This is a genomic window from Rhizobium sp. BK008, assembly GCF_014197345.1.
GTDB lineage: Bacteria > Pseudomonadota > Alphaproteobacteria > Rhizobiales > Rhizobiaceae > Rhizobium > Rhizobium anhuiense.
The window spans coordinates 314,100-339,648 of the sequence record NZ_JACIFK010000004.1 but is presented as its reverse complement, the minus strand read 5'-3'; the positions used below and the strand labels follow the sequence as shown (position 1 = coordinate 339,648).

The 25,549-nt window shown below is 62.3% G+C and carries 30 protein-coding genes; 17 read left to right on the top strand and 13 right to left on the bottom strand.

Annotated features, from left to right (window positions below):
* Positions 1–140: 140 nt before the first annotated feature.
* The 4 genes from FHT69_RS19595 to FHT69_RS19580 form a co-directional block, all read right to left on the bottom strand.
* Positions 141–731: a histidine phosphatase family protein gene (locus FHT69_RS19595; protein WP_028756337.1), complete on the bottom strand. Its 591-nt coding sequence runs from the start codon at positions 729–731 to the stop codon at positions 141–143.
* 24 nt (positions 732–755) lie between these two features.
* The gene (fabI, locus tag FHT69_RS19590) at positions 756–1,574 is read right to left on the bottom strand and encodes an enoyl-ACP reductase FabI (protein ID WP_003588115.1); all 819 of its coding nucleotides are present in this window, start codon (positions 1,572–1,574) and stop codon (positions 756–758) included.
* Positions 1,575–1,696: 122 nt separating this feature from the next.
* The gene (locus FHT69_RS19585) at positions 1,697–2,872 is read right to left on the bottom strand and encodes a J domain-containing protein (RefSeq protein ID WP_028756336.1); all 1,176 of its coding nucleotides are present in this window, start codon (positions 2,870–2,872) and stop codon (positions 1,697–1,699) included.
* 267 nt (positions 2,873–3,139) lie between these two features.
* Positions 3,140–3,598 (bottom strand): RT0821/Lpp0805 family surface protein, encoded by a 459-nt coding sequence (locus tag FHT69_RS19580; protein ID WP_029867866.1) that lies wholly within the window; start codon positions 3,596–3,598, stop codon positions 3,140–3,142.
* Positions 3,599–3,663: 65 nt separating this feature from the next.
* Here FHT69_RS19580 and pdxH point away from each other — a divergent pair, with 65 nt between their 5' ends.
* On the top strand, positions 3,664–4,284 hold the full coding sequence (gene pdxH / locus FHT69_RS19575) for a pyridoxamine 5'-phosphate oxidase (protein WP_017963103.1): 621 nt from the start codon (positions 3,664–3,666) through the stop codon (positions 4,282–4,284).
* A 5-nt stretch (positions 4,285–4,289) separates the two neighbouring features.
* Here pdxH and FHT69_RS19570 read toward each other — a convergent pair whose 3' ends face one another.
* Positions 4,290–5,327 (bottom strand): polysaccharide deacetylase family protein, encoded by a 1,038-nt coding sequence (locus tag FHT69_RS19570; RefSeq protein ID WP_028756243.1) that lies wholly within the window; start codon positions 5,325–5,327, stop codon positions 4,290–4,292.
* Between the two features lie 262 nt (positions 5,328–5,589).
* Here FHT69_RS19570 and FHT69_RS19565 point away from each other — a divergent pair, with 262 nt between their 5' ends.
* Both FHT69_RS19565 and FHT69_RS19560 read left to right on the top strand, forming a co-directional pair.
* Positions 5,590–6,873 carry a D-alanyl-D-alanine carboxypeptidase family protein gene (locus tag FHT69_RS19565; RefSeq protein WP_028756244.1) on the top strand — a complete coding sequence of 428 codons (1,284 nt, stop codon included), beginning with the start codon at positions 5,590–5,592 and terminating at the stop codon, positions 6,871–6,873.
* A gap of 82 nt (positions 6,874–6,955) precedes the next feature.
* Complete coding sequence (locus tag FHT69_RS19560) at positions 6,956–7,267, top strand: pyrophosphatase (RefSeq protein WP_028756245.1); 312 nt, start codon at positions 6,956–6,958, stop codon at positions 7,265–7,267.
* Here FHT69_RS19560 and maiA read toward each other — a convergent pair.
* The 4 genes from maiA to FHT69_RS19540 form a co-directional block, all read right to left on the bottom strand.
* A complete protein-coding gene (maiA, locus tag FHT69_RS19555) occupies positions 7,264–7,911 on the bottom strand; it encodes a maleylacetoacetate isomerase (RefSeq protein WP_183905847.1) in 648 nt (215 codons plus the stop codon). The genes FHT69_RS19560 and maiA overlap by 4 nt on opposite strands.
* Before the next feature lie 22 nt (positions 7,912–7,933).
* Positions 7,934–8,425: a GNAT family N-acetyltransferase gene (locus FHT69_RS19550; protein WP_028756247.1), complete on the bottom strand. Its 492-nt coding sequence runs from the start codon at positions 8,423–8,425 to the stop codon at positions 7,934–7,936.
* Between the two features lie 17 nt (positions 8,426–8,442).
* The gene (gene tldD / locus FHT69_RS19545) at positions 8,443–9,858 is read right to left on the bottom strand and encodes a metalloprotease TldD (RefSeq protein WP_028756248.1); all 1,416 of its coding nucleotides are present in this window, start codon (positions 9,856–9,858) and stop codon (positions 8,443–8,445) included.
* Between the two features lie 76 nt (positions 9,859–9,934).
* Complete coding sequence (locus tag FHT69_RS19540; protein ID WP_028756249.1) at positions 9,935–10,594, bottom strand: invasion associated locus B family protein; 660 nt, start codon at positions 10,592–10,594, stop codon at positions 9,935–9,937.
* A 316-nt stretch (positions 10,595–10,910) separates the two neighbouring features.
* Between FHT69_RS19540 and coxB the strand changes: the two genes are divergently transcribed.
* The 6 genes from coxB (at position 10,911) to FHT69_RS19510 (ending at position 16,220) form a co-directional block, all read left to right on the top strand.
* Entirely contained in the window at positions 10,911–11,795 is an 885-nt protein-coding gene (coxB, locus tag FHT69_RS19535; RefSeq protein WP_029867860.1) for a cytochrome c oxidase subunit II, read from the top strand.
* An 18-nt stretch (positions 11,796–11,813) separates the two neighbouring features.
* Positions 11,814–13,520, top strand: a complete 1,707-nt coding sequence (gene ctaD, locus FHT69_RS19530) for a cytochrome c oxidase subunit I (protein ID WP_028755767.1) — start codon at positions 11,814–11,816, stop codon at positions 13,518–13,520.
* 67 nt (positions 13,521–13,587) lie between these two features.
* Positions 13,588–14,538: a heme o synthase gene (locus tag FHT69_RS19525; protein WP_028757357.1), complete on the top strand. Its 951-nt coding sequence runs from the start codon at positions 13,588–13,590 to the stop codon at positions 14,536–14,538.
* Positions 14,538–14,678, top strand: a complete 141-nt coding sequence (locus FHT69_RS19520) for a hypothetical protein (RefSeq protein WP_028755765.1) — start codon at positions 14,538–14,540, stop codon at positions 14,676–14,678. Before FHT69_RS19525 ends, FHT69_RS19520 begins: the two co-directional genes overlap by 1 nt.
* Positions 14,675–15,283: a cytochrome c oxidase assembly protein gene (locus FHT69_RS19515; RefSeq protein WP_047613946.1), complete on the top strand. Its 609-nt coding sequence runs from the start codon at positions 14,675–14,677 to the stop codon at positions 15,281–15,283. Before FHT69_RS19520 ends, FHT69_RS19515 begins: the two co-directional genes overlap by 4 nt.
* A gap of 61 nt (positions 15,284–15,344) precedes the next feature.
* The gene (locus FHT69_RS19510; protein WP_028755763.1) at positions 15,345–16,220 is read left to right on the top strand and encodes a cytochrome c oxidase subunit 3; all 876 of its coding nucleotides are present in this window, start codon (positions 15,345–15,347) and stop codon (positions 16,218–16,220) included.
* 296 nt (positions 16,221–16,516) lie between these two features.
* On the opposite strand, the gene FHT69_RS19505 is transcribed toward FHT69_RS19510, so the two are convergent.
* Positions 16,517–17,158 carry a chloramphenicol phosphotransferase CPT family protein gene (locus FHT69_RS19505; protein WP_183905846.1) on the bottom strand — a complete coding sequence of 214 codons (642 nt, stop codon included), beginning with the start codon at positions 17,156–17,158 and terminating at the stop codon, positions 16,517–16,519.
* Positions 17,159–17,292: 134 nt separating this feature from the next.
* Here FHT69_RS19505 and FHT69_RS19500 point away from each other — a divergent pair, with 134 nt between their 5' ends.
* From FHT69_RS19500 to FHT69_RS19475, 6 genes are all read left to right on the top strand, one after another.
* Positions 17,293–17,673, top strand: coding sequence for a DUF983 domain-containing protein (locus tag FHT69_RS19500; RefSeq protein WP_028757359.1), 381 nt, complete (start codon positions 17,293–17,295; stop codon positions 17,671–17,673).
* Positions 17,666–18,421 (top strand): SURF1 family protein, encoded by a 756-nt coding sequence (locus tag FHT69_RS19495; protein WP_097595246.1) that lies wholly within the window; start codon positions 17,666–17,668, stop codon positions 18,419–18,421. Before FHT69_RS19500 ends, FHT69_RS19495 begins: the two co-directional genes overlap by 8 nt.
* A gap of 77 nt (positions 18,422–18,498) precedes the next feature.
* Entirely contained in the window at positions 18,499–19,500 is a 1,002-nt protein-coding gene (gene ispH / locus FHT69_RS19490; RefSeq protein WP_028755759.1) for a 4-hydroxy-3-methylbut-2-enyl diphosphate reductase, read from the top strand.
* 71 nt (positions 19,501–19,571) lie between these two features.
* On the top strand, positions 19,572–20,537 hold the full coding sequence (locus FHT69_RS19485) for a homoserine kinase (protein WP_029867845.1): 966 nt from the start codon (positions 19,572–19,574) through the stop codon (positions 20,535–20,537).
* A complete protein-coding gene (gene rnhA, locus FHT69_RS19480) occupies positions 20,534–20,989 on the top strand; it encodes a ribonuclease HI (protein WP_028755757.1) in 456 nt (151 codons plus the stop codon). The genes FHT69_RS19485 and rnhA overlap by 4 nt, the downstream gene beginning before the upstream one ends.
* A 463-nt stretch (positions 20,990–21,452) precedes the next feature.
* A complete protein-coding gene (locus FHT69_RS19475) occupies positions 21,453–21,641 on the top strand; it encodes a hypothetical protein (protein ID WP_183905845.1) in 189 nt (62 codons plus the stop codon).
* A gap of 212 nt (positions 21,642–21,853) precedes the next feature.
* On the opposite strand, the gene FHT69_RS19470 is transcribed toward FHT69_RS19475, so the two are convergent.
* The 3 genes from FHT69_RS19470 to FHT69_RS19460 form a co-directional block, all read right to left on the bottom strand.
* Complete coding sequence (locus FHT69_RS19470; RefSeq protein ID WP_183905844.1) at positions 21,854–22,924, bottom strand: putative zinc-binding metallopeptidase; 1,071 nt, start codon at positions 22,922–22,924, stop codon at positions 21,854–21,856.
* Positions 22,925–23,018: 94 nt separating this feature from the next.
* Entirely contained in the window at positions 23,019–23,210 is a 192-nt protein-coding gene (locus tag FHT69_RS19465; RefSeq protein ID WP_003546001.1) for a CsbD family protein, read from the bottom strand.
* 132 nt (positions 23,211–23,342) lie between these two features.
* Positions 23,343–23,948: a YqgE/AlgH family protein gene (locus FHT69_RS19460; RefSeq protein ID WP_028755755.1), complete on the bottom strand. Its 606-nt coding sequence runs from the start codon at positions 23,946–23,948 to the stop codon at positions 23,343–23,345.
* Between the two features lie 141 nt (positions 23,949–24,089).
* Here FHT69_RS19460 and FHT69_RS19455 point away from each other — a divergent pair, with 141 nt between their 5' ends.
* Positions 24,090–24,944, top strand: coding sequence for a protein-disulfide reductase DsbD domain-containing protein (locus FHT69_RS19455; RefSeq protein ID WP_183905843.1), 855 nt, complete (start codon positions 24,090–24,092; stop codon positions 24,942–24,944).
* Positions 24,945–25,049: 105 nt separating this feature from the next.
* Complete coding sequence (locus tag FHT69_RS19450) at positions 25,050–25,535, top strand: peroxiredoxin (protein WP_011650769.1); 486 nt, start codon at positions 25,050–25,052, stop codon at positions 25,533–25,535.
* The last annotated feature ends 14 nt before the right edge of the window (positions 25,536–25,549 follow it).

The following is a 25,549-nucleotide window of genomic DNA, read 5'->3' as shown; positions in this document are numbered from 1 at the left end:
GGTCCGAAGGACGGGTCGAAACGAGGGGCTCGACCCCGGCTGGTGGCGGCAGCCGGATGAGGGGGCTCATATCGGCAATCTCCCGGGCCAAACAAGTCGCTCCTATCCCCCTCCGACCTAACTGAGCGCCCTGCGGCGCCCTACAGCCAGACGATCGTCCGCTCGGCGGTGTCGATCCTGGCGATCCGGTCCTGCGGGATTGCGCCTTCCGCAGCACTGCTCTTCGGCAGGTCTGAAATCGTCTGGAAAAGCGTGCGGATGACGCCGCCATGCGTCACGCAGACCGTCGGGCGATCGACGGATTGCAGCCATGAGCCGGTGCGCCAGGAGAGGATTTCATAGCTTTCCGCGTCATCGCCGGGCGGGATGAAATCCCATTTGGAAGCGTTGCGTTCCGCCACCCGCTCGCGCTGCGTCGCCTTCAGCTCCTTGAGCGTCGAGCCCTCCCAGTCGCCGAAGGAAATCTCCACCAGCCGCGGATCGGTGCGATAGGCGAGCGGCGGCAGCCCCATGGCGGCGCGCATGATTTCCATCGTCGCGCGCGTGCGTGCGAGCGGGCTTGCGACAAAATCGAATTCGTCGACTCTGTTGCCGAGAATCTCGGCAAGTGCCACGCCGTTCTGCCGGGCCTGTTCCAGGCCCGTGGCATTCATCGGGATATCTTTTTGACCTTGCAGGCGGCGCTCGGCATTCCAGGCGGTCTGGCCGTGTCTGATCACGTAGATAAGCACGGTCTCAGCCCCACTCGAAATGCTCTAGTCCTTGACGACGGAAATGTCGGGCGCGTCGACCGCCTTCATGCCGATGACATGATAGCCGCTATCGGCATGGTGCACTTCGCCGGTGACGGAGCGCGACAGATCCGACAGGAGATAGAGGCCGACATCGCCGACTTCCTCGATGGTGACGGTGCGGCGCAGCGGTGCGTTATATTCGTTCCACTTCAGAATGTAGCGGAAATCGCCGATGCCCGAGGCGGCAAGCGTCTTGATCGGTCCGGCCGAGACGGCGTTGACGCGGATGTTCTGCGGTCCGAGGTCGACAGCGAGGTACTTGACGCTCGCTTCGAGCGCAGCCTTGGCGACGCCCATGACGTTATAGTTCGGCATCACCTTTTCGGCGCCGTAATAGGTCAGCGTCAGCATGGCGCCGCCATCCGTCATCAGCTTCTCGGCGCGGCGTGCGACCGAGGTGAAGGAATAGACGGAGATCTGCATCGTCTTGGCGAAATTGTCGGCCGAGGTGTCGACGTAGCGGCCGGTCAGCTCGTCCTTGTCGGAAAAGCCGATCGCATGCACGAGGAAATCTATCTTGCCCCAGAGCTTTTCGACGTTGCCGAAAACCTCATCGATGGTGGCTTCGTCGGCGACGTCGCAGTGGCCGACGAGCGTCGCGCCGATTTCGGCGGCCAGCGGCTCGACGCGCTTCTTCAGAGCATCGCCCTGATAGGTGAGCGCGACTTCTCCGCCCTGCGCATGAATGGCCTTGGCAATACCCCACGCAATCGAACGATTGTTGGCGACACCCATGATGACGCCGCGTTTGCCTGCCATGAGGCCGGATGCTTGAGCCATATTTCGCTCCCTAGGAATTCTGATCGATCCTGCCTATGGCATAGGCCGTTAATCGGTTCAAGCTTGGCCTGGATCATCAACTGTTAGGTATCGTAACAAAGGGTGCGATTGTCATAAAAATTTCACAGGAACAGGCCTTCGCGCATGCTCCGCATGAGATCGGTGACTTTGTCGTCGGGCTTTTCCCACAGGATAATGCGCAATTCGACGACGAGATCGCCTCTCCCACCCTCTTCGCGGGGCAATCCCTGGTCGGGGATTCTGATCGTCTTGTCCGAGCCCGACCATGCGGGAATGGTAATCTTGAGCGGCCCGCTCGGCCCCTCGATGCGCGCCTCGGTGCCGAGCACGGCATTTTCGATGCTGAGCGGCAGCACCGCGTGCAGATCGAAACCGTCGACGGTGAAGCGCGGATCGGCTGCGATGCGGATGTTGATGACGGCGTCGCCCCGCTGCATGCCCGGCAGCTTGAAGCCTTGACCCTTGAGCCTGATCTCATGACCGTCCGTCGTGCCTGCCGGCAACGCGAAGCCGATTTCGCGGCCCTCCGGCAGCGACGCGGTGATCCAGCCGCTCTTCAAGACGTCGTCGATCGTCACCGTCGCCGTCGTCACCTCATCCGGTGCCTTTTCCAGGCCGGTATCCTTGGCGCCGGTGAAACGGCGCACCAGGTTTGTCAGGATGCTGAGCGGCAGCGGCAGGTTGGCGCCGGCATTGGCCGCAGCCTCGCCGGTCTCCTCGTCGCCCTTGGGCTCGGCCTCGGCGGCGTCGCCGTCTGCGCGCCTGCCGGTCTCGCCCGTCTGCTGATTCTGTGTCTGCTGGTATTGTGCCTGCTGGGCGCGGCCCTGCGCCTGGCCGCCGGCCGCAGCGCGCGCCTGGGCGCCGAAAATGCGCTCCACCATCTCGTCGGCAGGCTCAGCCGCTCCCGCCTGTTGCCTGGCGCCTTCGGCGGCCGACTTCTGGGCGGCGCGTGCAAGCTCTTCCATCACCCGCTCGGCATTGGCCTGCGCCGCCTTGGCGCGGATCGCAGCCTCGCGCGCGGCCTGGCGCTGCTGCATGATCGTCTGTTCTTGTTTCTTGGCTTCCGCCATCCGCACGGCATTGTCGAACAGGCTGCGTTTACGCGGGTCCTTCAGCGTTTCATAGGCGCGGCCGATCTCGGCGAACCGGGCCGTCGCCGTCGGGTCGCCCTGATTGTGGTCGGGATGGGCTGATTTGGCCATGTTGCGCCAAGCCGCCTTGATCTCGTCTGCTGCCGCGTCGCGCTTGACGCCCAGAATTTTGTAAGGATCGCGCATGTCAAAACCGCCGGTGTTGCGATGCGGGAAGCCACGTCCTTGCCCGGCACCCCGAAACTCCAATATCAAGTGCGCGGCGCCACCCGCCGCAAAAGGCAGGGAGAGCCACTCTCAACGCCGATCGTGCGTTGGAGTTGCTAATCACTTCTTATTTCTATGGAGAGATGTGGGGTGTTTCGCCCCGAATGGTTAGCTCTTTGCTAAGCATTCGGCGGAAAGGCGTCGGGCGTTAACCTGTCGGCGAGCCGGATCAGCTTTCCCGCGGGATCAACTTTCCGGCTGAAAGCTCAAAAGCTGCCAGTTGCCGCCGCCGACGAGGCAGGTCTTGCCGTAGAATTTGGCGATGCCGACATAGGAATGCCGGGTCGTGCGGAACTGGCGGCAGACCTGGCCTTGCTCGTTGTTCTCGACGATGGTTTCGATGACGCCGGCGCTGCCCGTCGATGCATTCGCCCAGGGAAGCGGCTGGCCCTCGAGCCGCTGCACGTCGGCCGAGGTCACGGCGTTGCGCACGGTCATCTCGTCGGAAAGCGTGTCGGTGCTCGGCGGCGTCTGCGGCACGGTGCCGGTGGCAACCGAGCGGTCGACCTTGGCCTCGCTCAAGAAATCCATGCCGCTGCCAACGCAGCCGGAAAGCGAAAGCATGGCGACGCCGATGACGAAGAACGCGCTGCTGCGTCGCCGCAGGCTCTTTGTATGGCGATATGACTTTGCTATGACTTCCACCCTGCGTCCTGTCCAGTTACCAAAAGCTGGGCGAGTTTTGAATAATCCGGGGCATTTGAACCAATATGTCGGCAAACGAGTTAACAAGCGGTGACTTTACCGAAAGTGGCGAACCCTTCAAGCTCTTTGCCGAATGGCTGAAAGAAGCGGAGGCTTCCGAACCCAATGACCCGAACGCGGTGGCGCTGGCAACGGTCGATGAGGATGGTCTTCCCAATGTCCGCATGGTTCTCCTGAAGGGATTCGATGAAGACGGTTTCGTCTTCTACACCAATTTCGAGAGTCAGAAAGGCCGTGAAATTCTGGGCCAGAAAAAGGCCGCCATGTGCTTTCACTGGAAAAGCCTGCGCCGCCAGGTGAGGCTGCGCGGCCCCGTCGAGATCGTCACCGATGCCGAAGCCGACGCCTATTTCAAGACGCGTGCGCGCGGCAGCCGCATCGGCGCCTGGGCGTCCAAGCAGTCCCGCCCGCTCGAGAGCCGATTCGCGCTGGAGAAAGCCGTGGCCGAATATACCGCCCGTTATGCCATCGGCGAGATTCCGCGCCCGGCCCACTGGTCGGGCTTTCGCATCCGCCCGACCTCGATCGAATTCTGGAAGGACCAGAAATTCCGCCTGCATGACCGTGTCGAATTCCGCCGGCCTTCACCGGAAGGCGAATGGGACAAGGTGCGGATGTATCCCTGACGGGCTTACCTGCCCATCAGCTTCAGCGGGATCCCGGAGGCGAGCGCCGAGACGTAGCGCCGCTTCTGGTAGAAGCCGTTGAGCGAAAGGCGCGGGAGATAGCCGGTCAGCTGTGCTGCCGGCAGCCCGGGTTGCGTGGTGACCGCGAGGGTAAAGCCGAGATTGCGCGCAATGCGCGCCTCGCGGGCGGTCGCAGCCGCCGGCGTGCCGTAGGGATAGGCGATCGTATCGGGACGGATGCCGGCCACCGCCTCGACATAATCCGCCGAAACCTGCATTTCGATTCGCGCTTCGGCTTCCGGCAGGCGGGCGAGCGCGCGATGGCTGATCGTATGGGCGCCGAGGGATGCGAGCGGATGTGTCGCCAGCCATTGCAATTCGTCGGGATCCATCACCAGATCGCGGACGATATCCGTCGGCTCGATGCCGTTTTCCCGTGCCAGCATATCGATGGCGGCGACGGCATGCGCCTCGTTGGAGCCGTGGATGTAAGCGGCGAAACGATCGAAGGCAGTCCATTGCTGCTGCGGGGTGTCGAGCCCCAGCCGCTCGCTGCCGCGGCCGAAATCGAAGCGGATTTCCGGTGCCCGGCGCAGGAGGATGGCGAGCGTCTCCCACCAGATACTATGCGAGCCCTCGGCAAAACCCTTCGCGACGAATACCGTAAACGGCGCCTGATGCCGCTCGAACACCGGCAGCGCATATTCCACATTGTTGCGGTATCCGTCGTCGAGCGTGAAGGCTGCGAACGGCGGCCCGCCCTCGGGTTCTGCCAGCAGCACCGGCACCTGATCGAGCGGCACGAAGCGATAGCCCTTCCGCCGCAACCGGCTGAGCGCCGCGTCGAGAAAACGCGGGGTGATTTCGAGATGCGCATTCGGCGCGAAGGCTTGCGGTACATGCGGGCGGACATGGTGCAGCGTGAAGACGACACCACGTCCGCGCGCTTCGCGCATCAGTCCGGCAGCGGCGAGCAGCCAGGAAAGCTCGAGCCCGGCGCCGATCGCCGCGCGTTTTGCCAACCGCTTGAATTGTCCCGTCATGCGCCGTCCGTCCCTTGCCTATGCGGGAACCTAGCAGCGGCGACTTAAGCCTTGCTGAATCCCGATTCGGCACGGGTCTTTGATTTCTTGTTAACCAAGGCGATGAAAAGACTAGAAAAATGATAGGCGTTGCCTCAAAGTCGCGCCAAACTTACGGCTTCTGTCACATTACGGCACAAATGCCGGTCCTGTCGCGGATCAACGTTTGAAGGGCCAGCGCATCAGGGGCCAGCGTCAGGGGCAAGCAGATGAGGGGAAGTGTATGAGAAAGCTTTTGGCGGCTGTTTTGACCGTAACGCTTGCCGTTTCGGCGCCGCTTGCAGCCCTTGCCGGCAACGCTTCGCTGATCCTCGATGCCCGTACAGGCAAGGTTCTCGCCGCTGAAAACGCCGATACGCTGAACCATCCGGCCTCGCTGACGAAGATGATGACGCTCTATCTCACCTTCGAGGCGCTGAAACGCGGCAAGATCGCCTGGGATACTCCGATCACAATGTCGAAATACGCCGCCGCCCGGCCGCCGACCAAGCTTGGCGTCAAGGCCGGCGGCACGATCACCGTGCGCGAGGCGGTCTATGGCATGATCGTCAAATCCGCCAATGATGCCGCCTCCGCCATGGGCGAGAAGCTCGCCGGCTCTGAAAGCGCTTTTGCCCGGATGATGACGGCCAAGGCCCGCCAGCTCGGCATGAGCCGCACCGTCTTCGTCAACGCCTCCGGCCTGCCGGACGGCCGCCAGGTGACCACGGCGCGCGACATGTCGACGCTCGCCGTCGCGCTGATGAAGAACTATCCGAACGAATACCGCCTGTTTTCGGCGGCAAGCTTCAATTTCCGCGGCCGCACCGTGCGCGGCCACAACAATCTCATGTACCGCTACCAGGGCATGGACGGCATCAAGACGGGCTACACCAACGCTTCCGGCTTCAACCTCGTCAGCGCCGTCAAGGACGGCAACCGCCGCGTGGTCGGCGTCGTGCTCGGCGGCCGCACCGCCCGCAGCCGCGACGCCAAGATGGCTGGTTTGCTCGACCGTTACCTCGGCCGTGCCTCCTCTTCCGGCGGCGCCAAGCTGGTGGCGAGCGTCGGCGCCAAGGAGGCTGTCGAAGTCGCGTCCGCCGCCGACGATTCCGATGTTCCGGTGCCGCTCAACGCACCGCGGCCGGCCGATGATCTCGGGGCCAAGAGCCTGGCTTATGCCGATGACGCCGTCGTGCCGCTGGAGCGTCCGGTCGCGATGGAGGAGATCCTGAACGCCGGCAAGACGCCGAAGACATCGGCAGAGAGGGCCGATGGCGACTGGCAGATCCAGATCTCGGCTGCTCCCAGCGCCGATGCGGCGCGTGCGCTTCTCGCCCAGGCGCAGTCGGAAGGCGGCGCGCCGCTCGTTTCCGCCTCGCCCTATACCGAGGCTGTCGGGCAGGGGGCCAACAGGATCTATCGCGCCCGCTTCGTCGGCTTCGCCAGCAAGGATGCCGCCGTCTCGGCCTGCGATGCGCTGAGGCAACGCTCCTATGACTGCATGCTGCTGCCGGACCACAGCTGATCGCCGCGACACCACTGCGACAATTCACCCTGGACAAGCAACGGGAATCAGCGTCTCCTCCGTAAACAAAAGGAGAACATCCATGTTGCGTCGTCTCGCCGACCAGTTCGAAATCTCATCCTCTGTTCACGTCGCTGCCAACAACATCGAGCGCGATGCCGACTGGTTCCTGCTGAAACTGCAGGAGGAAATGGGTGAACTGACCCAGGCATGGAACCGGCTGACTGGCCGCGGCCGTGCGAAAGGCCGCTCTCCTGAAGACATGCAGCGCGACCTGGCCGACGAGACCGCCGACGTTCTCGGCCATCTTCTGCTGTTTTCCCGCCACAACGATCTCGATCTTGCCGCCGCGATCGAACGCAAGTGGCTGTTTCGGCCGGGCAACACGTTTTAAGAGGGATCGTCTATCTTCGGAAAATCCGGCTGCGCCTCCGGCCTTGCCGACCGGAAGGCTTCAAGCGTCACGCAGCGCTGTTCGACCGCAAGCAGCAGCGGATAGGGCGAAAGATCATGGCCGAGACGGCGGGCATTGCTCATCTGCGGAATGAGATGCAGGTCGGCCCAGCCCGGACGATCGCCGAAACAGAAGGGCGACGAGACCTTGCGCTGTCTGAGCGTCTCTTCGAGCGCGGTAAAGCCGAGGCCCAGCCAGCGCGCGAGCCACCGTTTCACCTCGGCTTCGCCAGCGCTGAGTTCATCGCGCAGGAAATGCCGGACGCGCTGAACTGTCAGAGCGTGCATTTCCGCAGCGATATGGGCGGCAAAACCTCTCGCCTCGGCGCGCAGTGCGGGATCCTCGGGCAGGAGGCTCGGGTCGGGATAGGCCTCCTCGATATAGGAGAGGATCGCTGACGACTGCGGCACGACACGGCCGTCGCCGATATCGAGTGCCGGCAGCAGCCCCTGCGGATTGGGTCTGTGATACTCTCCGGGCTCAAGCGAACTCACCGGAACGTAACGATAGGAAATGCCCTTGAGGTTGAGGGCGATCCGCACCCGTTCACCCGCCGAATTCTGCCATCGCGAGATCAGCAGCATCATTACCGTCCCAAAGCTGGAGTCAGCCGACCTTATATCGGTAGAATTTGCTGTCCACCGCCATCAGCGGAAAGGAGCGGGGCAGAGCGCTCTTGGCAATCTCGCTAAAGCCGTTCTTCTCGTAAAAACGATGCGCGGCGACGAACTTGTCCGTCGTGCCGAGGAAGATATCGGTGATGCCGGCATCCCTGGCGTGAGCGATCAGGCGATCGAGGAGCAGCGCCGCCACGCCGTGTTCGCGGCCGCGAACCTCGGCTGAGACGAACATCTTGCGCAGCGCCGCCTGGTTGTTGCCGATATCCTTCAGCCCGACCGTGCCGACGATGGCGCCGTCCTTGACGGCGACCCAGAACTGCCCTTTGCCGGACTGGTAGAAATCCGGGATGACCCTGAGATCCGGCTGCGCATCCGCGGTGATGTCGATGCCGAATTCCTCGCGCTGGATCGGCAGGATCACCGAAAGCACGGCATCGGCGTCATCTGATGTGAAGGTTCTGATTTCGATGTCCGCCATCTGAGAATCCTTTCGCCTCAGGTCTGCGTGCCGCCGACCGTCACCTGATCCATGCGCAGATGCGGCTGGCCGACGCCGACGGGAACCCATTGGCCGGCCTTGCCGCAATTGCCGATACCGGTATCGAGCTTCATGTCGTTGCCGATCATCGACACCCGTTTCATTGCATCCGGTCCGTTGCCGATCAGCATGGCGCCCTTGATCGGCGCGCCGACCTTGCCGTTCTCGATCAGATAGGCCTCGGTGCAGCCGAAGACGAACTTGCCGGAGGTGATATCCACCTGGCCGCCGCCGAAGGAGACGGCATAGATGCCCTTCTTCACCGAGGCGATGATCTCCTCGGGCGTCTTGTCGCCACTGAGCATATAGGTGTTGGTCATGCGCGGCATCGGCACATGCGCATAGCCCTGGCGGCGGCCGTTGCCGGTGGGCGCCATACCCATCAGCCGGGCATTCTGCCGATCCTGCATGTAGCCGACGAGCTTGCCGTTTTCGATCAGCACGTTGTAGGCCGACGGCGTGCCCTCGTCGTCGATGGTGATCGAGCCGCGGCGGTTGTCGATCGTGCCGTCGTCGACGACGGTGACGCCGGGCGCGGCGACCATCTGGCCGAGAAGGCCTGAAAAGGCCGACGTCTTCTTGCGGTTGAAATCGCCTTCCAGCCCGTGACCGACCGCCTCGTGCAGCATGACGCCCGGCCAGCCGGAGCCGAGCACAACGTCCATCGTGCCCGCCGGCGCATCGATCGCCTCGAGATTGACGAGCGCCTGGCGCAGCGCCTCGTCGGCGCCATATTGCCAGCTGCCCTCGGCGATGAAGTCACCGAAGCCGATGCGCCCGCCATGGCCGTAGGAGCCGCTCTCCTGCCGCTCGCCTTCGCCGACCATCACCGAAATGTTGATGCGCGTCATCGGCCTGATGTCGCGCACGCGGTGCCCGTCAGCGCGCAGGATATCGACGACCTGCCAGCTGGCGGCGACCGAGGCCGTCACCTGCCGCACCTTATCGTCCTTGCCCCTGAGATAGGCGTCGATGTCCTGCAGGACCTTGACCTTTTCCTCGAAGCTCGGCTGGCCGATCGGGTTCTCGTCGCTGTAGAATTTCTTGTTGGTGCCCTGGGGTGCGGCGGCATAGGAGCCGGAATAGCCGCGCGTCACCGCGCCGACCGCATCGGCCGCCCGCTTCAGCGCTGCCACCGACAGATCGCCGGCATGCGCGTAACCCACAGCTTCGCCGGCAACGGCGCGCAGGCCGAAACCCTGTTCGGTGTTGAAGCTGCCGCCCTTCAGCCGGCCATTGTCGAAGGTCAGCGCTTCCGCCTGCGCATGCTCAATGAACAGTTCGCCGTCATCGGCGCCGGACAGCGCCTCGGCCACATGCTTGCGCATCGTCGCTTCATCGGCATCGAAAAGCGTCAGGAGATCGGTGGTCATGTCTTGTGCTCCGCTGAAGAGCAGGAGTGCTCATAGCCGATGTAGGTCTGTTGGATAGTCCGAGCAAGCCCCGGCCTCAGGGCAGGGCGTCGAAGCCTTCGGCGAAGCCCTTGAGGTCGACCGGGATGCCGATGCCTTCTTCCGGGGTCTGGAAGACGATGAAGGTTGCCTGGGCGCCGCTGCGGAAGGTCTTGAGCAGTTCGTCCTCGAGCACGACCTCGGCATAACAGCCATCGGCGAAGCAGCGGACGAAATAGGCGCGGCCGATATCCTTGCCGTCGACATTGAGCCCGAGGCCGTTCGGCAGCAGCACGCCGAGCGGCGCGAGCACGCGGAGAATCTTCGACTTGCGGTCGGCCGTCTTCAAGACGACGACGGAAAGCCCGACTTCTGGACGATCCTCGGCGATAACATTCTGCATCAGCGCGCATTGTTCGGTCGCAGCCCCGGCCGGCTTGTCGCAGACGACAGACCATGCGCCGTGATTGGACTTCACCGTGCCCGGCGCCTGCGGCTGCGTCTGGCCGGGCGTCACCTGTTCGATATTCGGCTTGGCGGCATTCGGCTGTTGCGGCGCGGGGGCAGGGGCCGGCGCGGCAGCGGGCGGCTTGGCCTGTGACGGCGTGGGTTGCTGTGCGAAAACGGGCGTCGTCGCTGCGGCCGCGATGCTGGCAGTCACGAGAAGCGACTGCACGAGGGAACGGAAACCCATGGAAACCTCTGGATATCGAATCATTGCGGCTATTGTTGAAGCTGCCCACCAAAAATGAAAAGCCCCACCCCGTGAAAACCGGGGGACTGCGGCGGAAATTGGACCTTTCCGAAATAATGTGCGGCGCGCGGATTGGCCGGAAAGCCGATTTTTCATATGCTGATGAAAAACTTGGGATGTTTTGCCGTTCAGGGCTGCCTACACTTTGAGCAAAAATGCCGCATAGACAATTGCTCTGACCTGTTGCGGCAAATGCCAAACTGTGGTTTGAAGCGCTGAAGATGGCAAGGATTCTGCGTTCTATTTTGCAGGTCAAGCGCTCGAGGGAGATAATAAGGTGATGAAGAAGGCTTATGCAGCCCTGACCACGCTGGTCTGTCTGCTTTTTGCTTCCGGCACATATGCCGACCAGCCAACGCCGTGGCAGGCAACGCTGCAGCCGGCGGCAACGCCGATCATGCGGGAAATCCACTGGTTCGAACAATATACCCTGTGGTTTATCGTTCCGATCACGCTCTTCGTTCTGGTCCTGCTCATCGTCGTCTGCGTCAAGTTCCGCGCCAGCGCGAACCCGGTTCCCTCGAAGACGAGCCACAATACGCTGATCGAGGTTGCCTGGACCGTGGGGCCGGTCCTGGTGCTGCTCCTTCTCGCCATTCCTTCGTTCAACCTGCTGACGGCGCAGCTGACGCTGCCTGAAAATCCCGACGTCACCATCAAGGCGACCGCCACCCAGTGGCAGTGGAACTATGAATATGAAGGCTCGGGCGAAAGCCCGCTCGCTTTCGATTCCTACCTCCTGAAGGATCAGGACCGCGCGAGCGCCGGCAAGGAAGACAAGTCGATCTATCCCAGGCTTCTCGCCGTCGATAACGAGCTGGTCCTGCCGGTCAACAAGACGGTCCGCGTTCTCGTGACCTCGGCGCCGACCGACGTCATCCACGCTTTCGCCATGCCGTCCTTCGGCGTCAAGATCGATGCCGTGCCGGGCCGTCTGAACGAGACCTGGTTCAGGGCCGAGCGCGAAGGCCTGTTCTATGGCCAGTGTTCCGAGCTCTGCGGCAAGGACCATGCGTTCATGCCGATCGCCATCCGCGTCGTCTCCGAGGACAAGTATAAGCAGTGGCTGACCACGGCCGCCAGCGACCTGCCCGGCGCCTACAAGACACTCATGGCCGCAACCGATGGTCCCGCAAAGACCCTCGACGTTGCCGAAGCACAGTAATTAAAGGGGATCGGGACAATGGCTGGACCTTCCGCTCACGACGATCATTCTCATGATCACGCCCATCACGACCACGCGCATGACGATCACGATCACCACGATCACGGGCACAAGCCGAGCTTTGCCAATCGCTGGCTGTTCTCGACCAACCACAAGGACATCGGCACGCTCTACCTGATCTTCGCGATCATTGCCGGCATCATCGGCGGCGCGCTGTCGGTTGCCATGCGCATGGAGCTGCAGGAGCCGGGCATCCAGATCTTCCACGGCCTGGCCTCGATGGTCTACGGCTATGAAGGCGATGCCGCGATCGATGGCGCCAAGCAGATGTTCAACATGTTCACCACAGCGCACGCGCTGATCATGATCTTCTTCATGGTCATGCCGGCGATGATCGGCGGCTTCGCCAACTGGATGGTGCCGATCATGATCGGCGCGCCCGACATGGCCTTCCCGCGCCTGAACAACATCTCCTTCTGGCTGATCGTTCCCGCCTTCGCGCTGCTGCTGCTGTCGATGTTCGTCGAAGGCCCGGCAGGCGCCTATGGCACGGGTGGTGGCTGGACGATGTATCCGCCGCTGGCGACAAGCGGCACGCCGGGACCGGCGGTCGACCTTGCGATCTTTGCGCTCCACATTGCCGGCGCCTCGTCGATCCTCGGTGCGATCAACTTCATCACCACGATCCTCAACATGCGCGCTCCGGGCATGACGCTGCACAAGATGCCGCTGTTTGCCTGGTCCGTGCTGATCACCGCCTTCCTGCTCTTGCTGTCGCTGCCGGTTCTGGCCGGCGGCATCACCATGCTGCTCACCGACCGCAACTTCGGCACCTCCTTCTTCTCTCCGGAAGGCGGCGGCGACCCGATCCTTTACCAGCACCTGTTCTGGTTCTTCGGTCACCCCGAGGTCTACATCCTCATCCTGCCGGGCTTCGGCATGATCAGCCACATCATCTCGACCTTCTCGAAGAAGCCGATCTTCGGCTATCTCGGCATGGCCTACGCCATGGTCGCGATCGGCGCCGTCGGCTTCGTCGTCTGGGCCCACCACATGTACACGGTCGGCCTGTCGCTCGACGCGCAGCGCTACTTCGTCTTCGCCACGATGGTCATCGCCGTTCCGACGGGCGTGAAGATCTTCTCCTGGATCGCGACGATGTGGGGCGGCTCGATCTCGTTCCGCACGCCGATGCTCTGGGCGATCGGCTTCATCTTCCTGTTCACGGTCGGCGGCGTCACCGGCGTCCAGCTCGCCAATGCCGGTCTCGACCGCTCGCTGCATGACACCTATTACGTCGTGGCTCACTTCCACTACGTTCTGTCGCTCGGCGCCGTCTTCGCGATCTTCGCCGGCTGGTACTACTGGTTCCCGAAGATGACCGGCTACATGTACAACGAGTTCGTCGGCAAGCTGCATTTCTGGATCATGTTCATCGGCGTCAACCTGGTGTTCTTCCCGCAGCACTTCCTCGGCCTCGCCGGCATGCCGCGCCGCTACATCGATTATCCGGATGCCTTTGCCGGCTGGAACTATGTGTCCTCCATCGGCTCCTACATCTCGGCCTTCGGTGTGCTGATCTTCCTCTACGGCGTCTTCGAAGCCTTCGCCAAGAAGCGCGTCGCCGGCGACAATCCGTGGGGTGAGGGTGCGACGACGCTCGAATGGCAGCTGCCTTCGCCGCCGCCCTATCACCAGTGGGAACAGCTTCCGCGCATCAAGTAATTTGCGCGGACATCAGGACGCCGCATTCGATACGGCGTCCTGATCTTGAGACATGCAGGACGGAATGATGACGGTCATCGACAATCACGGGGCGCTTGCAAAGGACGGCGAATTGTCGGAAGCGAGTGCGCGCGATTATTTCGAATTGTTGAAGCCACGGGTGATGTCGCTCGTGGTCTTCACTGCCTTTGCCGGTCTTGTGCTGGCGCCGGGCCATATCCATCCCGTCCTCGGCCTGATCGCCATTCTCTGTATCGCCGTCGGCGCCGGCGCCTCCGGGGCGCTGAACATGTGGTATGACGCCGATATCGACGCCGTCATGAGCCGCACCGCCAACCGTCCGATCCCGGCCGGCCGCATCGCGCCGTCGGAGGCGCTCGCCTTCGGCCTGGTGCTCTCGGGCTTTTCGGTCGTGATCCTCGGCCTGGCCGTCAACTGGCTCTCGGCCGGCATCCTCGCCTTCACCATCTTCTTCTACGCCGTCATCTACACCATGTGGCTGAAGCGCTCGACGCCGCAGAACATCGTCATCGGCGGCGCCGCCGGCGCCTTCCCGCCGATGATCGGCTGGGCCTGCGTGACCAACAGCGTGACGATCGAGAGCACCGTGCTCTTCATGATCATCTTCCTGTGGACGCCGGCGCATTTCTGGGCGCTTGCCCTCTTCAAGATGCGCGATTACGAAGCCGTCGGCGTGCCGATGCTGCCGAATGTCGCCGGCGAGCGGGTGACCAAGCATCAGATTGTCGCCTATGCGGTGCTGACCGCCATCTGCGCAGTCTTGCCGACCGTCCTCGGTTTCGCGAGCCTCGGCTATGGCTTCGTCGCTGCGGCGCTCGGCGCGATCTTCATATACTGTTCCATCGCCGTCTGGCGCATGCCCGACGGCGATCTGAAGATGATCCCGGCGAAGAAGCTCTTCGGCTTCTCGATCTTCTATCTCTTCGCCGTGTTCTCCGCCTTGATGATCGACCGGCTGGCTTCGGTGCTGGTCTCGCATGCGGGAGGTTGGTTCTGATGGAAATGGTCAAGCTGACGGAAGCGCAGCGCAAGTCGCGCCGCAACCGCAACGTCGCCCTCGGGCTGGTGCTTGCCGGCCTCGTCATTCTCTTCTACGCGATCACCATCGTGAAGATCGGCGGGGGAATGGCTGGATGAGCGAAAACGCCGGTACACCGAAGAAGCAGGGCCGCAACAACGGCGCCGTCGTGATGATGTGCCTGAGCTTCGTCTTCGGCATGGGGGCGATGAGCTATGCCGCCGTGCCGCTCTACCGCATCTTCTGCCAGGTGACCGGTTATAACGGCACGACCCAGCGCGTCGACCAGGTGTCGAGCGTCGTGCTCGATCGCACCATGCGCGTCACCTTCGACGCCAATGTCGCGCCCGGCCTGCAGTGGGACTTCAAACCGGTCGAGCGTGAGGTCAATCCGAAGATCGGCGAGACCATTCAGGTGAATTTCACCGCCGAGAATCGCTCGAACGAAACCCAGCGCGGCCAGGCGGTGTTCAACGTCACCCCGGGCGAGGCGGGCGTCTATTTCAACAAGGTGCAATGTTTCTGCTTTACGGAAACGGACCTGAAGCCGGGCGAGAAGCTCGACATGCCGGTGGTGTTCTACATCGATCCTGACATCGTCAAGGCGGTGGAATCCAAGAACATCCATACGGTGACGCTGTCATATACGTTCTACCCGAAAGAGGGTCCGAAGCCGGTGGCTTCGAATGAGGGTGGAGCGGAGAAGATTGAAAAGAAACTTTGATCAAGGCTCGTTTCCGGCTATGCCGGGAGCGGAGTGAAGGAAGACATCCGGGGATAGCTACATGGCCGATGCTCATCAGAAGAATCACGACTATCACATCATCGATCCGAGCCCGTGGCCGATTCTCGCCTCGCTCGGCGCCTTCATCATGGCGATCGGCGGCGTCTGCTACATGCGCTACCTGAACGGCGGTTCGTTCAAGGTCGCCGGTGCGGAGCTTGCCAATCCCTGGCTTTTCTATATCGGCTTCGCTCTGGTCATCTATGTCATGTACGGCTGGTGGGCCGATACGGTGAAGGAAGCCCATGAGGGCGCCCACACCCGCGTCGTCTCGCTGCACCTGCGCTACGGCATGATCATGTTCATCGCTTCGGAAGTGATGTTCTTCGTTGCCTGGTTCTGGGCCTATTTCGACGCCAGCCTCTATCCGAACGAAGCGATCCAGGCCTCGCGCCTGCTTTACACCGGTGGCGTCTGGCCGCCGAAGGGCATCGAGGTCCTCGATCCCTGGCACCTGCCGATCTACAACACGGTCATTCTGCTGCTCTCGGGCACGACGGTCACCTGGGCGCACCATGCGCTGCTGCACAACGACCGCAAGGGCCTGGTCCAGGGCCTGACGCTGACGGTGCTGCTTGGTATCTTCTTCTCCAGCGTCCAGGCTTACGAATATGCCCACGCGCCCTTCGACTTCAAGAATTCGATCTACGGCGCGACCTTCTTCATGGCGACCGGCTTCCACGGTTTCCACGTTCTGGTCGGCACGATCTTCTTGGCTGTCTGCCTGATCCGCGCGCTGCGCGGCGACTTCACCCCGAAGCAGCATTTCGGCTTCGAGGCAGCCGCCTGGTACTGGCACTTCGTCGACGTCGTCTGGCTGTTCCTGTTCTTCTGCATCTACGTCTGGGGCGGCTGGGGCGCTCCGGTCGCCGGCTGATCGGAACGATATTTGAGAAAAGGCGGGCCCGGTGCCCGCCTTTTTTGTTGGTGGGTGTCGGTTTACTCGACCTCGGTCACGACTGTTCGCGCCAATGGCGGCCCCTCACCCTAACGCTCTCCCCGTTCTGACGGGGAGAGGGGACGTGCCCCGCGAGAGGGCCTGTGGGGAACGGAGGGGTGCGGCGTATCCCCTTCGCCCCGCGAGCGGGGAGAAGGTGGCGGCAGCCGGATGAGAGGCCGCCACCGGCAATCTCTGCGACCGAGGTAAGGGCTCCGCGCCCGCTCTCCATCGCCTCAGCGCATACCGGCGATCCGTTCGAAGGCCGAAGGCTCGGGAATGCCGAGATCCAGCTGATGGCGGATCGCCTCGGCGCATTCGAGCGGTGTCAGCACTGACGTATCGACCTCCATATCGTAGATGCCGGGCCGATGCACCTCGTCCTGCCAGCGTTGCACTGGTTCTGGAATGGGCACTTCCTCCGTGGCCCTGAGATAAAGCGTCTCGCGCCCTTCCTGGGCAGTTTCGCGCCGCTGCATGATTGTCTCGATCGGACAGCGCACGCCGACGAACAGCACGGGAAAATCCTCCAGTCGCCGGGCGCAATCGGCAAGAATGCCGAGCGGCTTGGTATAGCTGTCATGGTGGCCGAGATCGGCGATGACATTGAGGCCGAACCCGGCATGGATGGCGATCGACTCGTAAAGGGCGGCATAGAGGAACGGCACCAGCTCTTCGAGGTCCGGCCGTTCGCCGCCCGGCCTGAGGCCGATGCCGGGCAGATAGCGCTTCGGTGTCATGGCATTGTAGCTGTCAACGCCGAGGTTGATCCACGGCCCGTCGAAATGTTCCTGGACTGCGCGCGCAATGCTGGATTTTCCGCTTCGCGGCGCGCCGTTCAGGATGATGATCTGTGCGGAGTGGCTATCGTTAGTCATCAGTCTTCTTCTGTTTGGCGCGAATCGCTGAGGCGAAAAAGCGCAGGCATTTCCCTTCGTCCTGCGAATAATTTATGGGAGAGTTAAGGCAGCGTCGAAAAAGCCGCGGCCGCAAGGTTACGCAAAGGAATGGCATGAACGAGGACAGCGCCCATTTTCCCCCCGTCGATCCGGTGAAAACCGGCATCAAGGGCTGCTGCCCGCGCTGCGGCGAGGGCAAGCTGTTCGATGGCCTGTTGGCCCTGAAGCCGCGCTGCGCCGCCTGCGGCCTCGATTATTCCTTCGCCGATTCCGGTGACGGCCCGGCCGTCTTCGTCATCCTCATCGTCGGCTTCATCATCATCGGCATGGTGCTGTGGCTGCAGGTGAATTACGGGCCGCCGATCTGGGTGCATATCATGCTCTTCGGCCCGCTGACGATCATCCTGTCGCTCATGACGCTGCGCTGGTTCAAGGGCATCCTGATCGCCATGCAATACCGTCATAATGCCCGCGAAGGACGCCTGAGTGATTGATATCGACCATGCCGCCCCGCGCCGCCGGCTGCCTGTGGCAACCGGCATCCTGGTGCTGATCGCGCTTGCCATCCTGATTTCGCTCGGCACCTGGCAGGTGGAACGCCTCCACTGGAAGGAGGGCCTGCTTGCCGATATCGCCGAACGGCAGGTCGCAGCACCCGTGCCGCTGGCCGATATCGAGGCGATGGCGGCTGCAAGTGGCGATATCGAATACCGCAAGGTCACCGCCACCGGCCGCTATATCAACAACAAGGAGCGGCACTTCTTCGCCACCTGGCGCGGCCAGACCGGCTATTACATCTATACCCCGCTGGAGCTTGCCGATGGGCGCGCGCTCTTCGTCAATCGCGGCTTCGTTCCCTTCGAGAACAAGGAGCCGGAGATGCGCATGCAGGGCCAGCTGACGGACCAGCAGACCGTCACCGGCCTGGCGCGCCAAAAGCTTCCCGGCAAACCGTCCTGGGTGGTGCCCGACAACGACGTCGCCAAGAACATCTTCTACTGGAAGGATCTCGACGTCATGGCGGAGAGCGTCGGGCTGGACAAGGCCCGCGTCATTCCCTTTTTCGTCGATGCCGATTCCACCCCCAATCCGGCCGGCCTGCCGATCGGCGGCGTCACCCAGGTCGACCTGCCGAACGACCACCTGCAATATGCCTTCACCTGGTACGGGCTCGCCGCCGTGCTCGTCGTCGTGGTGGCGATTTCCTGGTTCCGCAGGGGGAGCAAGGCACCCCCGCAATAGTATTGCTTCAATTCCTGGCCATATTGGGCTAGAGGTCCCTTATTCCCATGCGGGACGGAATTCTTGACGGAACAGACATGAATATTGCGGCGAAACCTCCCTTGACGATCAGGCTCTGCGGCCCACGCGGCTTCTGCGCCGGCGTCGACCGCGCCATCCAGATCGTCGTGCTGGCGCTGAAATCCTATGGCGCGCCGGTCTATGTGCGTCACGAGATCGTCCACAATCGTTATGTGGTCGAAGGGCTGGAGGCCAAGGGCGCCGTCTTCGTCGAGGAACTGGACGAAATCCCGGCCGAACATCGCGCCCAGCCGGTGGTCTTCTCCGCCCATGGCGTGCCGAAATCCGTGCCCGAGGATGCGACAAGCCGCAACCTCTTCTATCTCGACGCCACCTGCCCGCTGGTCTCCAAGGTCCACAAGCAGGCGATGCGCCACAATCGCCTCGGCCGCCATGTCGTCCTGATCGGCCATGCCGGCCATCCCGAGGTGATCGGCACGATGGGGCAACTGCCGGAGGGCTCGGTGTCGCTGATCGAGACGATCGAGGATGCCGACGCCTATACGCCTGCCGATCCCGACAATCTCGGCTATGTCACCCAGACGACGCTGTCGGTCGACGATACGGCCGGCGTCATCACCCGCCTGCATGAGCGCTTCCCGAACCTGACGGCGCCGGCGGCCGATTCGATCTGTTATGCGACGACCAACCGCCAGGAAGTGGTGAAGCAGGCGGCCCCCGGCTGCGATCTCTTCATCATCGTCGGCGCCCCGAATTCGTCCAATTCCAAACGCCTCGTCGAAGTGGCGCTCAGGGCAGGGGCGAAGAAATCGATCCTCGTGCAGCGCGCCGCCGAGCTCGACTGGGATGAGATCGGCGCGATCTCGACGCTCGGCCTTTCCGCCGGCGCCTCCGCCCCGGAGGTCATCGTCAACGAGATCATCGAGGCCTTCCGCGCCCGCTTCGACGCCCGTGTCGAACTTGCCGAGACGGTGCAGGAAAACGAACATTTCCTCGTCAACCGCGAACTGCGCAGCATCGAGCTGACGACGGCCGACATGGCCTTCGTCAACGGCTAGATCGAGCCTTATCGCAGCCCGGCCAGTCGGTCGGGCAATCCAATATCAACAATGCAAAGACGAGACCTCACTTGGCAGTCTATACCGATATCGCCGAAGACGATCTGAAATGGTTCCTGACGGAATATGACGCAGGCACGCTGCTGTCCTACAAGGGCATCGCCGAAGGCGTCGAAAACTCCAACTTCCTGCTTCACACTTCCAAGGACCCGCTGATCCTGACGCTCTATGAAAAGCGCGTGGAAAAGACTGACCTGCCTTTCTTCCTCGGCCTGATGCAGCATCTCTCCGCCCGCGGTCTGTCCTGCCCACTGCCGCTGCCGCGCCGCGACGGCGCGCTGCTCGGCTCGCTGTCCGGCCGTCCGGCTGCGCTGATCTCCTTCCTCGAAGGCATGTGGCTGAGAAAACCGGAGGCCAAGCACTGCCGCGAGGTCGGCCGGGCGCTGGCCGAAATGCATGTGGCCGGCGATGGTTTCGAGCTGAAGCGGGCGAATGCGCTGTCGATCGACGGCTGGCGGGGGCTCTGGGAGAAATCCGAGGCGCGCGCCGACGAGGTCGAGCCCGGCCTGCAGACCGAGATCCGCAGCGAACTCGACTTTCTCTCCGCACACTGGCCGCAGAGCCTGCCGGCCGGCGTCATCCATGCCGACCTCTTTCCCGATAACGTCTTTTTCCTCGGCGATGAGCTCTCCGGCCTGATCGATTTCTATTTCGCCTGCAACGACCTGCTCGCCTATGACGTCTCGATCTGCCTGAATGCCTGGTGCTTCGAGAAGGATGGCGCCTATAACATCACCAAGGGCACGGCGATGCTTGCGGGCTACCAGAGCGTCCGGCCGCTGAGCGAGGCCGAGATAGCTGCCTTGCCGGTGCTGTCGCGCGGCTCGGCGCTGCGCTTCTTCCTGACCAGGCTCTATGACTGGCTGACGACGCCCGAAGGCGCCATGGTCACCAAGAAGGACCCGCTTGAATATCTCCGCAAGCTGCGCTTCCACCGCCAGATCAAGTCGCCGGCCGAATACGGATTGAGCCTATGAAACACGTCGATATCTTCACCGACGGCGCATGCTCCGGCAATCCCGGCCCCGGCGGCTGGGGCGCCGTGCTGCGGTATGGCGATGTCGAAAAGGAGCTTTGCGGCGGCGAGGCGGATACGACCAACAACCGCATGGAGCTGCTGGCGGCAATTTCGGCGCTATCGGCCTTGAAGACGCCTTGCGAGGTCGATCTCTATACCGACAGCGCCTATGTCAAGGACGGCATCTCCAAGTGGATTTTCGGCTGGAAGAAAAACGGCTGGAAGACCGCAGACAAGAAGCCGGTGAAGAATGCCGAGCTCTGGCAGGCGCTGGAGGAAGCCCGCAGCCGCCACAAGGTGACGCTGCACTGGGTCAAGGGCCACGCCGGCCACCCCGAAAACGAACGCGCCGACGAACTCGCCCGCCGCGGCATGGAGCCGTTCAAGAAGGGCAAGGCGGTTTCGTTTTAGCCTGGCACGGCAGATATTGATTCGCGTTGCCAAGACATCCGATTCGCGCCAGTCGGTCCATTTTGTCGTCAAGACTCCACGCGAAACATACAGAAAACTTACGATAGGGACTAATGCTCACAGGAAAAATGCAGCGTTAACAAACCGTTAGCAGTAGCCCTGTAACAGCCTGATTCCACACAGATTTCGGGCGTAGGAAGTCAATAGAAACAGCCGCTTAGCGCAGGCTTTAGACAGCGGCGCCCGTAAGCATCCGTTGACGATGCTCGCTGTTTACACTCATATTTCCTTCGCCTGCGTTCGCGGGTCGATACGACAAAGGCCGGGGTTGCAGCCCCGGCCTCGTGTCGAATGTACCGGATGCCTCGGTCGGCAAAACGGATCACCCCTAACACCCCGAAGATACGCGGGGAGGCTGGTCTGTCAAGCCGATCGAGGTTCCTAACCCAAAAGGAACTCGAAAATGAAGCATATATATCGTCTCACTCTCGATGATGCCGTGCAGGTCTGGCTCGCAAGATGGAGCGGCGCGTACCAGCACGAAATCGCCGCGCGCTTTAGCGTCAATCAGGGCCGCGTTAATGAGGTTCTCAAGGGCAAGCGCCACTCCGGCAGCGAGCAGATCGCTCGGGAAAAGCGAGACCTTCATTGATTTAAGGGGTCTCGCGCCCCCTTAAGCTTGAAGACCTCCGCCGGAACTGTCAAACCTTCCGGCGGAGGGTAGCTGTTGGCAATACCTCAAGACAGATTGCTCGGACGCTCGATATTCCGAGCCAAAGTATAGTAGGGCCACATTCAATTGCTCTCATTGCGGCGTGCGCGCCAACCCGTGACGGTCGATTTGGCAACTGGCAAGAACACCTCCTACTGCGCCGTCCCCGCGCCCTGGATCAGCCGGTGCAGATATTCAAGCTTGGCCACGACAGGCGAGGACAGCACGAAGGGGTAGGAGTCCGGCTGGCCCATGCTGCGCTGGATGGCGTTGATCGCGAGGCTCAGCGGCACCCAGGCGCTGACCAGCTGTTCGGCGCTTCTGGCCCTGTAGGGGATGAAATCCACCTCGCCTGATATTTCCTCATGGCCGCGCGGATCGATCGCGATGCCGAAGGCGCGGGCCGTTTCCAGCGTATCGACGATATGGAGGTAATGCGCGAAGCATTCGGCGAAATCTTCCCAGGGGTGCGACGCCGCATAGGCGCTGATGAAATTGTCCTGCCATCCCAGGGGGGCGCCGCCGGCATAATGGCTCTGCAGGGCTGCGGCATAATCCTGCCGCTCGTCGCCGAAGACGGCGCGGAAATCGGCAAGGCCGCCCCGATCGCGCACCAGCTTGTTCCAGATGAAATGGCCGGCCTCATGGCGGAAATGGCCGAGCAGGGTACGATAGGGTTCGTTCATCGAGCTGCGCGCCTGTTCGCGCGTCGCATCGTCGGCCTCTGCGGCGCGGATGGTGATCAGGCCTTCCTCGTGGCCGGTCATAGCCGGCACGACATAGCCGTTGCTCTCGATCGAATCCTCGAGGAAATCGAAGACCAGGCCGCCCTGCGGGTCTTGCGCCCGATCGGGATGCGGCAGCCTCCAGCGCAAGAGCGAATAGAACAGATGGCGCTGCGCCTGGCTGATGCGCCGCCAGCGGTCGATGCCGTCCTGGCTGTCGGTGTTCGGCACCAGCCGGTTATGGCGGCAGGCCACGCAGAATTCGCTGTTCCCATCGCCGTCCACCAGCCAGTTGCAGATGTCGAGGCCGGCATTGGCGCAGAAGCGGACCTCACGCTCGGGATCGGAAACCAGCTGCCAGAGGATCTCGTCGCGCGGCTCCAGCGCATGCATGGCGAGATCGCCGGGCAGGAAGCCGAGGCGATGATTGCAGCGCACGCAGTGGCGATTGTCGAAGTGGACGACCTGATCGCAATTGTCGCAGGCAAAAAGCTTCATCGTGTCTATCTCTGCAAAGCATTGGCGTGGGGGATTAAAAATGCCTGCCGCGCGAGGGCGCAGCAGGCATGGTGATAAAGGATGAGCGTATGGCTCAGAGCCGGTCGACGGCGCCCTTGAGCTTGTCCTTGACCTTGCCGGTTGCGACCTGGCCCTTGCCCTTGGCTTCCTGGACGGCGCCCTTGGCCTGCATTTCGCGATCGTCCGTGGCCTTGCCGACCGCCTGCTTGGTCTTGCCGGCAATTTCGTTTGCCTTACCGGAAATCTTGTCGCTGGTGCTACCCATATGTGATGTCTCCTTGGTCGGCATGGGCCTCTTGCCCATGCTTGCCGAAATGAAACGTCACTTGCGGCTATTCGTTCCCACTGGCGCAAGCCAGCTGTTTCTCACGCCAGCTGTTCTCAGGCCAACTGCTTTTCAGGCATGCCCGGCTTCAGCCGAAAGCATGGCGGCGGTCACGCCCATGCCGGCGAGCGCCCGCTCGTATTTGTCGTCGAGACTGCGGTCGAAGATCAGTTCCTCATTGGCCGGGCAGGTGAGCCAGCCATTGTTGACGACTTCGCTCTCCAGCTGGCCGGCTGCCCAGGAGGAATAGCCGAGCAGCATCGTCGCCCGCGTCGGCCCGTTGCCCTTGGAGATGGCGCGCACGATGTCGAGCGTCGCCGTCAGGCAGATATCGTCGCTGACCGGGATCGAGGAGTCGCTGGCATAATCGTCCGAATGCAGCACAAAGCCGCGGCCGCTCTCCACCGGGCCGCCGGTCTGGATCGGGAAGTCGCGGGCGCGCTTCGGCAGCACGATCGAATCTTCCTGCTTGATCATGTCGAGATGCTGCAGCACATCGGTGAAGGTGAGGCTCTGAGGACGGTTGATGACGAAGCCCATGGCGCCGGCATCCGAATGCGCGCAGATGTAAATCACGGTGCGCGCAAAATTGCGGTCTTCCATGCCGGGCATGGCGATGAGGAACTGGCCATCGAAGAAGCCACGTTCCCGTCTGTTCTTCAGCGTCGATAAGGACATCGTTCCTCCTGCTGCCAGACCGCACCAAGGCCTCGACAAGAGAAACATGGGCCAATGTCACACATCAATCAACTGAAAATGAAGATTTAAATCGCCGCGACTTCTGGCGGTCAAACACCGCTTTCGGTAAACCTTTGTTCCATGATGATTATTTCCTCAGTCCCGCGCGGTTTTTTGATTGCGGTCGTTTCGGCGGTCGCAGCACCTGTGCCGTTTTCTTCGGTTCATGCGGAAATGAGCGGCTGGGCGGAGAACGAAGGCGGCCGCATGCGCCTGGTGGCGCTTGCGCCCGATGCCGGCGGCAAAATCCGCGCAGCGCTTCAGATCGAGCCGAAACCCGGCTGGATCACCTATTGGAAAGAGCCCGGCGGCAACGGCATTCCGCCCCAGCTCACCATCGCGGCGGAAAGCGGCGTCACGCTCGATGCCATCGCCTATCCCGTTCCGAAACATTTTTTCAACGGCGCGATCGAGGATATTGCCTATGATGCGCCGGTGACGCTGCCGCTTTCGCTGAGTGCGGCCGGTAAAGGCCCGGTCGAGATCGATGCCAGTGCCTTCATCGGCATCTGCAAGGATATCTGCATTCCCTTCCAGGCGAATTTTCAGCTGAAGCTCGGCCCGGCCATGCAGTCGCGTCCGCAGGAGGAGGCGATCCTCCAGGCCGCCGATGCGAGCCTGCCGAAGCCGCCATCGGCGGATTTCGACGTGACCGCGCATGCGATGTCGCCGGACAGGAAGACGCTGTCGCTGACGCTGGTTTTGCCGAGTGAGGGGCCGAGCGACGGGAAAGCCGCCGCGCCCGATATCATCGTCACCGGCCCGAGCGGCTATGCCTTCACCAAGCAGATCGGCGGCAAACGCGACGGCGCCACTTTCAAGGTCGATGTATCCATCGGCAAGCTGCCGAAGGATTACGACATATCGGGCAAGCGCTGGGGCGTGCTGGTGATCGACGGCGCAAGGGCGATGGAGACGACTCTTGCCTTTGAATGACTGGTCTTGCCTTTGAATGACCGGGTCTTATAGTCGCCGCAGAACCCCCGCGGCGCCCGCCGCCGCCAAGGCAGAACCCCAAAGCCACAACTCAAGGAGAAGACCATGACCATCGCGATCGGCGACAAGCTTCCTGCCGCCACCTTCAAGGAAAAGACGGCCGACGGTCCGGTCGAAATCACCACCGATCAGCTCTTCGCCGGCAAGCGCGTCGTGCTCTTTGCCGTGCCGGGCGCCTTTACGCCCACCTGCTCGCTGAACCACCTGCCGGGTTATCTCGAAAACCGCGACACCATCCTCGGCAAGGGCGTCGACGATATCGCCGTTGTCGCCGTCAACGACTGGCACGTGATGGGCGCCTGGGCGCAATCATCAGGCGGTATGGGCAAGATCCATTTCCTCGCCGATTGGGATGCCGGCTTCACCAAGGCCGTCGGCCTCGACGCCGACCTCTCCGCCGGCGGCCTCGGCCTCCGCTCCAAGCGTTATTCGATGCTGGTCGAGGACGGCGTGGTGAAAGCCCTCAACGTCGAGGAAAGCCCCGGCCAGGCAACCGTCTCGGGCGCTGCCGCGATGCTGGAACAGCTGTAAGCGTTCATTCCTGA